At 36.4% G+C, this 10197-nt stretch carries 6 protein-coding genes; 4 read left to right on the forward strand and 2 right to left on the reverse strand.

What is annotated here, in order from left to right; genetic code table 11:
* The first annotated feature begins 85 nt into the window (after positions 1-85).
* The 4 genes from Q4493_RS14100 to Q4493_RS14115 all read left to right on the forward strand — a co-directional run bounded on the left by Q4493_RS14100 (position 86) and on the right by Q4493_RS14115 (position 5732).
* Entirely contained in the window at positions 86-2317 is a 2232-nt protein-coding gene (locus Q4493_RS14100; protein ID WP_303453842.1) for an NADP-dependent isocitrate dehydrogenase, read from the forward strand.
* A gap of 424 nt (positions 2318-2741) precedes the next feature.
* Positions 2742-3242, forward strand: a complete 501-nt coding sequence (locus Q4493_RS14105) for a GNAT family N-acetyltransferase (protein ID WP_303453844.1) — start codon at positions 2742-2744, stop codon at positions 3240-3242.
* 65 nt (positions 3243-3307) lie between these two features.
* Complete coding sequence (locus Q4493_RS14110; RefSeq protein ID WP_303453847.1) at positions 3308-3949, forward strand: CAP domain-containing protein; 642 nt, start codon at positions 3308-3310, stop codon at positions 3947-3949.
* A 139-nt stretch (positions 3950-4088) separates the two neighbouring features.
* Positions 4089-5732, forward strand: a complete 1644-nt coding sequence (locus Q4493_RS14115; protein WP_303453850.1) for a M28 family metallopeptidase — start codon at positions 4089-4091, stop codon at positions 5730-5732.
* A gap of 381 nt (positions 5733-6113) precedes the next feature.
* On the opposite strand, the gene Q4493_RS14120 is transcribed toward Q4493_RS14115, so the two are convergent.
* Positions 6114-9617: a Calx-beta domain-containing protein gene (locus Q4493_RS14120; protein WP_303453852.1), complete on the reverse strand. Its 3504-nt coding sequence runs from the start codon at positions 9615-9617 to the stop codon at positions 6114-6116.
* A gap of 385 nt (positions 9618-10002) precedes the next feature.
* The coding region (locus tag Q4493_RS14125) for a hypothetical protein (RefSeq protein WP_303453854.1) at positions 10003-10197 on the reverse strand (195 nt) is incomplete at its 5' end.

Here is a 10197-nt window from a genome sequence, read left to right on the forward strand (position 1 = left end):
ATTTTTGATAAGGTGGATATCAACCTATTTATGTTGAATGAATATTCACTTTGTCGCTCGCTCGCAGAACATAGTAGGAAGAAAAATGTCCACAGAATCATCTAAAATTATTTATACCATCACAGATGAAGCGCCAGCACTGGCGACTTATTCATTATTACCCATTATCCAAGCATTTACAGCGTCTTCAGGTATCGATGTTGATACACGCGATATTTCTTTAGCTGGCCGTATTATTGCTAATTTTCCTAAATATTTAACGCCAGAGCAACAAATTGGTGATGCTTTAAGTGAATTAGGTGAATTAGCGAAAACGCCTGAAGCAAATATTATCAAATTACCTAATATTTCTGCGTCAATTCCTCAGTTACAAGCGGTTATTAAAGAATTGCAAGATAAAGGTTATGCATTACCTGATTATCCTGCAGAGCCACAAAATGAGGCAGAAGAGTCAATCAAGTTAACGTATGCCAAAGTATTAGGTTCAGCCGTTAACCCTGTATTACGTGAAGGTAATTCTGACCGTCGAGCTCCAGGTTCAGTCAAACAGTATGCTCGTAATAATCCTCATTCTATGGGCGCTTGGTCTAAAGACTCAAAATCACATGTGGCGCATATGTCATCAGGTGATTTTTACGGTAGTGAAAAATCAGTAACTATTGACGGTGCTAAAAATGTAAACATTGAATTTGTTGCAGACAATGGTGATGTTACCTTATTAAAATCAAGCTTACCGTTACTCGATAAAGAAGTCATTGATGCTTCTGTGATGAGTAAAGCTGCTTTAGTTGAGTTTTTCGAAACTGAAATTAACAAAGCAAAAGAAGAAGACGTTTTATTATCATTGCATTTAAAAGCGACAATGATGAAAGTGTCTGATCCAATTATGTTTGGTCACTGTGTTAAAGTTTTCTATAAAGATGTTTTTGAAAAGCATGCAGCGACATTTGAGCAATTAGGTGTTGATGCTAATAACGGTATTGGTGATGTTTACGCGAAAATCGCTCGTTTACCAGCAGATAAAAAAGCAGAAATTGAAGCTGATTTAGCGGCTGTTTACAACACTCGTCCTGAAATGGCGATGGTTGATTCAGACAATGGAATTACTAACTTACACGTACCTAGCGATGTTATCATTGATGCTTCTATGCCGGCAGCGCTTCGTGCTTCTGGTCAAATGTGGGGACCAGACGGCAAGCAAAAAGATACCAAATTTATGATCCCAGATCGTAACTACGCGGGTGTTTTCTCTGCTGTTGTTGATTTTTGTCGTGAAAATGGTGCATTCAATCCAACCACTATGGGTACAGTACCAAACGTTGGTTTAATGGCTCAAAAAGCTGAAGAGTACGGTTCACACGATAAAACATTCACTATGACAGCTAATGGTATCGTTCGTGTTGTTACGGAAAGTGGTGAAACATTAATCGAACAAAATGTTGCTCAAGGTGATATTTTCAGAATGTGTCAGGCGAAAGATGCGCCTATCCAAGATTGGGTTAAATTAGCCGTTACTCGTGCAAAAGCTAGTGGTATGCCTGCAGTATTTTGGTTAGACGAAAATCGTGGCCATGATGCTGAAATGATCAAGAAAGTTAACACTTATTTAGCAGATCACGACACAACTGGTTTAGATATACAAATTTTAGCGCCAGTTCAAGCATGTGAATTTACATTAGCACGTTGTGCTAAAGGTGAAGATACTATATCTGTAACAGGTAACGTTTTACGTGATTATTTAACTGACTTATTCCCAATTTTAGAATTAGGTACCTCAGCGAAAATGTTATCAATCGTTCCATTAATGAATGGCGGTGGGTTATTTGAAACGGGTGCCGGTGGTTCAGCGCCTAAGCATGTTCAACAGTTCAATAAAGAAAACCACTTACGTTGGGATTCTTTAGGGGAATTTTTAGCATTAGCAGCGTCACTAGAGCATGTTGCAGTTACAACAGGTAATGCTAAAGCACAAGTACTTGCCGATACCTTAGATGCCGCAACGGGTAAATTCTTAGATGAAAACAAGTCACCTTCACGTCGTGTTGGTGAATTAGATAACCGTGGCTCTCATTTTTACTTAGGTATGTATTGGGCTCAAGCATTAGCAGAACAAACAACTGATGAAGAATTGAAAGCTTCATTTACTGCTGTTGCTCAAGCATTAACTAAACAAGAAGCAAAAATCGTTGACGAGTTAAACTCTGCGCAAGGTCCTGCAATGGATATTAATGGCTACTATTTTGCTGATACGGCTTTAGCTGAGAAAGCAATGCGTCCAAGCGAAACGTTCAACACGATTTTATCAAGCCTTTTGTAAAAAACGCTTGATAATTTAGTTCTGAAATTTAAAAAGGCTATGTAGTGATACATAGCCTTTTTTATGTTCAGGACGAACGGTATGTCGTGGTGCCATGGATGGCAAGGAACGACGATGTTCAGTACGGCCTTTACCGACGTCCTGTCTTTCAAGGCATTCGTACATCCTGTACATCAACGGTCAGGTTTTTAGTTCCAGACAAAACCTAAGTACCTACATCCTTATAGGCAATGTCGTGGTGGCATGGGTGACAAGGAACGACGATGTTCATGATAAATTCTAAATTTAAGTTAATGAGCATCACTTGACTTATGTCATTGATATTTTTCTTGCCAAAAAATTAAATTGCCGTTATTTTCATTAAGTTATTGAAAAATTGATAACAAATTACTCACCTAACAATTCTCTGAGACACATAAAATTTATGGTTGAAACAATAATAAGAGAAGTTGAGCTAAGTGATGCTCAGCAAATAGCTAATATTTATAACTATTATATCGAAAAAACCGTGATTACCTTTGAAGAACAATTGGTGTCGGCAAACGATATACAAGCGCGTATTGAGAAAATAAAAAAGGCTGATCATATTTGGTTAGTGGCTGAGTTTGATTCTCAAATTGTTGGCTATGCATATTCAGCCCCATGGCGTGATCGTTCAGCGTATCGCTATGCTAGTGAAGTTTCGGTTTACTTATCAAGTGATTCGCAAGGAAAGGGAATTGGCAGCCTTTTGTATCAATCATTATTTGAACAACTCAAGTTAACTCAAATAAAAATACTGATTGGTGGTATTACTTTACCCAATGAAGCGAGCGTCGCAATACATGAAAAGTTTGGTATGGAGAAGGTAGCGCACTTTCGGGAGGTTGGTTATAAATTTGATCAATGGCTTGATGTGGGGTATTGGCAGGTTAAATTGAGCTAAAACTAACATTAAAACTAAAACGATCTAACCAAATGATCACCCAAATAAAAACAAAAGGAATTCAATTGAATATATTCAGTATCACCTTACTCACTTCCCTAAGTTCAATATTGAGTACGCTAGCGTTGGCTAATAATAAATACGAAGATTGCGGAAACAATGAGCAAGCGAGATTACTGGCAGAAATGATTATTAACGATGATTACCAACAACGAACTGATATTCGTTGTAATAAATTACTGACTAAAGTTGCGACAGAAAAAGCTCAATTGATGGTTAAACATGGTTTAGTGATGCATAACTTAGATGGTAGCCCTAATCAAAACTTACGGGATGTTAACTATCAATTACCAGATTATTATGGCGGAGCGATGAGTAACCAAGTGGAAGCTATTGCTGGCGGTTATAGTGATGCAGAAGATGTTTGGGACGGTTTTAAAAATTCTTTTGGTCATAGACAACACTTATTAGGTGAAATTGACTTTTATCGCGAGCAAGATGAATTAGGCGTTGCGTTTGTAAGAAAATGGGAGTCACCACATGTTGAATATTGGGCTGTTTATTTAACGAAAGGCTTTAAGAAAAACCAAACTAACCCTTTTGTGAATAAAAAATTACCGAATAAAGGCACCTTAATATTAATAGACCCTTCTAAACTGCAAGTGAAGCCCGAGCTAAATAAACCTCAAATGAATAAACCCAATTAATTTAAAACAACATAAAGTAAAGCTGTAAACTTCGATTTACTCTCTCATTATATTAATTCTATAAATGACTAGTGTTGCTGTTAAAGAAGCGATATCTTGTCATTCTAATTTTTAAATACTTTTAACAAATAAGGGTATAATGTTGAAACTACTTAACAATATAAAATTTTTGTCCGTAATTGCTATTGCAACAAGCTTTACAGTTTCTGCAAATGATAATTTTGATAAAGCTTATAATTCTTTTGATATTCAAGCGATTAAATCTGATATTAAAACACTTTCTTCTGATAAGTTTGAAGGTCGTGAACCTTCAGGTGTGGGTGAAAAACTTACAACAGACTTATTAATTAATGCTTTTAAATCTTTAGGTTTACAACCTGGAAATGGAGACAGTTATACTCAAGCTGTACCTATGGTAAGTATTACTAGTACGCCTGTTAAACATTTATCTATTGCTGATCTTGATTTCGAATTTCCAAAAAACTATGTAGCCAGTTCAAGAAAAACTGAAAAATCCATTGAATTAAAAGATTCTGAACTGGTATTCGTCGGTTACGGTATTAATGCGCCTGAATATAACTGGAATGATTATCAAGATATTGACGTTAAAGGAAAAACAGTCGTTGTTTTAGTTAATGATCCTGGTTTTGCTACGCAGGATAGTTCGTTATTTGAAGGCAACACGATGACTTATTACGGTCGCTGGACGTATAAATATGAAGAAGCAGCAAGACAAGGGGCGGCAGGTGCCATTATTGTTCATGAAACTAAACCAGCAAGTTATGGCTGGAATGTGATTGAAAGTAGTTGGACAGGGGCACAATATCATTTACCAGCAAAAGAAGTTAATGAAGCAATCGTTGATGTAGAGATGTGGATCAGTGTTGATAAAGCTAAAGCACTTTTTGCAAAAGCTGGCAAAGACTTTATGCAAGCGAAAGAGCAAGCCTTGTCTAAATCATTTAAAGCTATACCACTTTCGTTAACCGCGAGTGTTTCAATTAATAATGATTTCGAGCAATCAACTTCAAATAATGTTTTAGCCACCATACCTGGCATTGAAAACCCGGATGAGCACGTGCTTTATATGGGACATTGGGACCATTTAGGCAGTACTATGATTGATGGCAAAAAGCATATATTTAATGGTGCACACGATAATGCCACAGGTACAGCTGGCTTGATTCATATCGCTAAAGCATACAAAGCCTTAAATAAAGCGCCAAAACGTTCAATTACTTTTGCGGCGGTAACAGCAGAAGAGCAAGGCCGATTAGGTTCAATATATTTTGCTAATCATCCAACGATCGAGTTATCTAAAATTGTCGGTTTAGTGAATATGGATAGTTTAGATATTACCGGTAAGAAAAAAGACCTAACGGTTGTTGGTTTTGGCAAGTCGCAATTAGAAGATTATTTAGCAAAAGCAGCAAAACGTCAAAATAGAACGTTAACAGCAGAGCAAACCCCAGAACGTGGTTACTACTATCGTTCAGATCACTTTAGCTTAGCCAAAAAAGGCGTGCCGGCTTTAAGCGCAGGTGGCGGATCTATTTGGCTGAATGAAACTGAAAAACAAATAGGTAAACGCGTGAAAGCTGAAGTTGCCAAATGTTATCACCAAACCTGTGATGAATATAATGAACAATGGGGTTGGGCTGGATTAGCAGATGAATTGCAAGTGTTTTTTGAAACCGGTTATTTATTGGCAAACACTGAACAATGGCCTAACTGGCATCAAGGTACAGAATTTAAAGCACTTCGTGATGCGATGATGAAGTAAGCTATCTTCCAGTACTATAGGTTCTATAGCATTTAAGAGATTAACTTTTTGTAAAAAAGGATCAAAAAACGCCAATCAGTTGATTGGCGTTTTTTTACAATTTAAAAAATTAAATCAGTGAGCTAATTTTTTCATTAATTAGGGCGTGTTGAACTTTCGAGGTAAAATTTTGTTCAATATAAAAGACATTTATTCAAGGCGTGAGTTAAGTAGCATAGTAGTTCCATGTAAATAGCGAACAACGAATAAAAAATGGCTTTTAATTGAACCCTTCGGGCAACGTTTGTTTGTCATTTCTACTACATTTTTGCTCATTGAGGTGGAATAACCACATATCATTCGCAATGCTTTGTATAAACACCAAACAAACTGTTGCAAAAATCAGCGCGAAAGCTCAACACGCCCTAATAACCGGCAAAGTAACATCACTAAAATCCATGATATAGAACCTCCACCTCCGCCGCTTCCTCCAGAATTATTATCAGGGGTTGGAGTGGGAGGAATGACAACCGCTTCATCATTATCGACGATACTTACTGTAACTTGTGCGATTTCACCTAAGGTACTGATATCATCGGTAGAAAGAGCGATGGTAAAGGTTTCATTTGACTCATCGTTAGTATCATCAATGATTGAAAAACTAATGGTTTTTTCTACTTCATCAGCCAGGAAGGTTAGGGTACCGTTTGATAAATCAAAATCGCTAGCTTGTGTGGCAGTGTCATTGGTTACCTGATAATTGACATTTAATTGACCATAACTGCCATTTATACGAAGAACTTTGATGGTTACTTCTCCGTCATCTTCATTAAAAGATACAGCGTTGCTGTCAAAAGTAATTTCACCTCTAGCAGGTGTTTCATCTTCTTTAATGATTATCGTGGCAGTTTCGGTATTTTCTTCGATATAGGCATTGCTAGGGTTAGTCATTATTAACGAAAAAACTTTATCGCCTTGGTATAGCTCATTATCAATAATATCTATGGATATGTCTTTGCTATATTCACCATTAAGAAAAGTAATGGTTTGGGGATTAAATAGATAATCTGTACCATTAATGGCCGTGTCATCTAGAGAAATTATATCAACTGACATTACACCAAGTGAATCATCGGGACGCGTGACAGTTAAGGTTAAGCTAGTTGAATTTTCATTAACTTCATTCGTACTTACTTGCCAACTTAATGCTGTACCGCCATTATCTTGTAGGGTTACGTTTAATGTGTTTTTATCACCTAAATTAGCAGAAACGGGATTAACTAGTTCAACGATAAAACTTTCATTTGCTTCATATGACTGATCTGCAAGGATATTGAGGGTAAACGTTTGAAATACTTGTTTATCGTTAAAGGTCAGTGTTTGCTCAATCGCCTTATAATCTTGATTGGCAGTAGCCGTTTGATCTGCTGTTCGCACCGTAACGTTTATTTCTCCCTTATCCCCTAAAGAGCGGATCACTTTAAGGGTGATCGTTTGCTCTGTTTCATTTAGGCTCAGTTGCTCAATTTGAAAGCTTACCTCTCCGGCATATTCACTGTTATAAAGTGGGTTGGTATTGTTGCTAATTTCTTGGCTGTTAGTTACGCCATCTGTATCAAAGTCTTGGTTTTCATCACTGGTATCACAAGCGCTGGGTTGTTGATAATTTTCAAATTGAAAGAATTTTTCAACATAATTAACTTGCCAGCAATATAGATTATCGCTGCCGAATAAGCGGATTTGGCTCCAGGTATTATGCAAATTAAATAGGGCGCTGAGCTCGGTAATATCTGTATTGGTCGCATTTAACGTTGTTAAACTATATAAATTAACAATTGGTTCTAAATCCGCGATTGGATTATTACTAATAGTTAATGATTGTAAATTTCTAAATGAGTTAAGCGGTGTTAAATCTGAAATCATGTTGTTTTCAACGTCTAAAAACTGAATTTCTTTCAACGCTTTTAAACCACTGAAATTTGATAGTTGATTATCGGCAATATAAATTTTATTGAGTTTGGTTAGTTTAGATAGTGAAGGTAACTCACTGATCTGATTATTATTCAGTGATAACCAAGTTATATTTTCTAGTGCTGGTAAATTAAGTATATTTGTAACGTTATTATTATCTAATAACAAGGTTTCTAAGGCTAAATGATTACTAAGCGCGGTAATATCATCAATTTGATTATCTGTTGCATCTAAATAGGTGAGGAAGCTTAAATTTTCTAAACCGTTAAGGCTAGTGAGTTGATTGTTGGTTACCGTTAAATTATTTAAATAAAGTAGCGAGTCTAGTGAATTTAATTGCGTAATATTATTATTAGATAAACTTAAGGTTGATATTTTTGTTAGTGATGATAACGCGGAAATATCGGTTAAATTATTCCCATTCAAGTAAACCGATGTTAAACCGTTAAATTTTTCCAAACCAGCTAAAGAGCTGATGTTTCGATAGCTACAAAATAAATCTCTAACTTGGCCCGCATACGTAATATTGTAATTATTAATTTGATTTTCTAAGCAATTTTTTAAACCGGCGTTTTCGATATTATTTATTGCTTCAGAAGCAAGCGTTAGGTCGGTTTCTGTATCCATCATATTAGCTAATTGAAAACGCAATTGATTGAGTGCGTAACTAGCATCAGCGCCGTTTTCTGTGTCTTCTTTATCAATACCACACGCTATTTCTGTACAAAGGATATTTGGGTTAGAAAATTTATAGACTTTACCTGCAGTTGCGGTGCTATAAGCCATGACGGTTGAAAAGCCGTTGTCTAAATCTTCTACTCGATATCCTCTAGCAAACGGAAAACTATAACCTTCATCTCCCTGAGCAAGAGAATGAGCAAGTCCCATATTATGTCCCATTTCATGGGCATTGACGTAATCAGAACAATCGATACTGGTATGGCTATACATAAAACCGATAGAATTATTTACTGCGCTATTGCCCCAAGCAATACCACAAACAGTGTCTTCGGGCATATTAGGACGTAATAACGCAACCATGTCAGCTCCAGCTTCAAACCGGATGTTTTCAATATTAGTGAAAGCTTCGTGACTCTGATAAGTAATATCGTCTAAGGCTTGTTCCGATAATATTTCATCAGGATAATCAACAGCTAAGGTATCAGCAATGGCAATTTGCATGTTAACTTCGCTATCGAGGTAAATCTGATTAGTGACTTCAACAAGATGATTTAAACGGGTGGTTACATCACCACCGTATAGCGTTTCTGCTGATAAACTATAAACAAATAATACGTTAACCGTTGCTATGTCATCATTGTTAATTGCAGCACTAGTCGTTGAAAGTTTGGCGACAGCTGGCAAAGTAGAGGAAGTGATTGAATCTTGATTCTCTTGATGACTTAAAGCCAGTTGTTGTGCAGCTTTATGCGTTGATTTTTGCGAGAAGCGAGCACTTTCTTGAGGAATCTTCACATCATTAATATGGTTACCATTCGCTTTGTAAAGCCATCGTTCGTTTAATAATTTACCTTGGTTATTATTTCCTTGCGCTACATAAACCTGATTGTCGGTAACAATTCTAAAAAAGAATTGGTTTTCACCTAAGGTTAAAATAACAGGTGTTGTTTCATGATGATGATTTATTTTAGCGATGATATGAACAATGCCATTCTTTTTACGCTTTATGTGAGTAATTTTCGCTTGATAACTTTCATCTGCAGCAAGGTTGACGGTAATAACATCATTGACCTTGTGATTTTTTAATAATGCACTGTTCACCGAAAAGTTCTGAGCATTTTGGTAAGCTTGATTGCCCATCAATTGAGCCGTTGTTTGACTCCCTGATTTAGTGGCTTGCCAGTTGAATAAATCAATTGCCGAAGAGGTAACAGCAAATGTTGATAAAAGTACCGTTGCGAGTAGACGCTTCATAAAAACTCCATGTTTAAAGCTTTTTAAACAATTTTTGAATAGTGAACAGTTTACTTGAATGTGAATAGTTAATAATAGAACAGTTAGATGGTTTTAAACATCAAAATTAATGACAAATAACGTTAAAAGGGGATCGATAAAGTGTTTATGGTTGTCAGGTTAATGGCAGATTCAATTTTCTAAGGAAGATAACTAATAAGCTTTAATTGAAAATTTTAGACGAAAAAAACCACGTTTAGTTAAAAACGTGGTTTTAATGTGGCTCCTCAACCTGGACTTGAACCAGGGACAAACGCGTTTTTTAATAAGAGCACAGTCCGTTGCTGTGTAAATTTCAGGTAAGAAAAAAGGCGATACTTTTCAGCATCGCCTTTAATGTTGCTCCTCAACCTGGACTTGAACCAGGGACAAACGCGTTTTTTATTAAAAGCATAGTCCGTTGCTCTGTAAATTTCAGGTAAGAAAAAAGGCGATACTTTTCAGCATCGCCTTTAATGTGGCTCCTGACCCGTCCTAAATAAGGTTGACACTTTTCCAGCAACAAATTGGAGAGAGTCATGAAATCAACCACTAAACGTAC

Origin of the sequence: Colwellia sp. 1_MG-2023 (assembly GCF_030546755.1) — a bacterium.
Taxonomy (GTDB): domain Bacteria; phylum Pseudomonadota; class Gammaproteobacteria; order Enterobacterales; family Alteromonadaceae; genus Thalassotalea_H.